Raw genomic sequence first — 495 nt, 5'->3', positions numbered from 1 at the left:
GTGTCCGGTCCGCCGCAGCGAGCGGGGCGAGTTCCTGCGCGGCGGCGGCGAAGCGCGCCCCGCCCAACCCGGCCGGTCCACGGGCCGGATCGAACCCGTCGACGCCCTCGACGTCGCCGGCGCTGTCGAATCCGCCGCTCGGGACGGCCGAGGCCGCGGCGAAGGCCCGCAGCCGGCGGGACGCCTCGGCGCTGCCGGCCCGGCCGGCCATCGCCGCGTGCAGGGCGGTGCGCAGCCGGTCGGGGGTCAGCCGCTTCGCCGGCAGGCTGACCCCGGCGCCGAGGGTGACGAGCACCCGCACCGGCTCGTCGCGCAGCGCCTCGACGGCCACCTCGGCGAGCCGCTCGTCGCCCTGGTAGTCGCCCTGGTAGTCAGTGGACATTGTGACGAGCACCCAGGGGTCGCCCGGCTCGGCCAGCCAGTCGGGCACCGTCGCCGCGCGGTCTGACGGACGAGCCCCCGGTTATCCAGAGGCTTGCGTGCCCGATTTATCCC

1 pseudogene is annotated in these 495 nt (G+C 77.0%); it reads right to left on the bottom strand.

From position 1 onward, the window contains the following. A pseudogene (locus NBZ85_RS31710) lies at positions 1-430 on the bottom strand (hypothetical protein); the annotation flags it as partial. Positions 431-495 lie beyond the last annotated feature (65 nt).

The sequence above is a fragment of the Frankia tisae genome (assembly GCF_025403405.1).
Classification (GTDB): domain Bacteria; phylum Actinomycetota; class Actinomycetes; order Frankiales; family Frankiaceae; genus Frankia; species Frankia tisai.
Note: the sequence above shows the minus strand (reverse complement) of the source record. Positions and strands in the feature narration are given on the sequence as shown.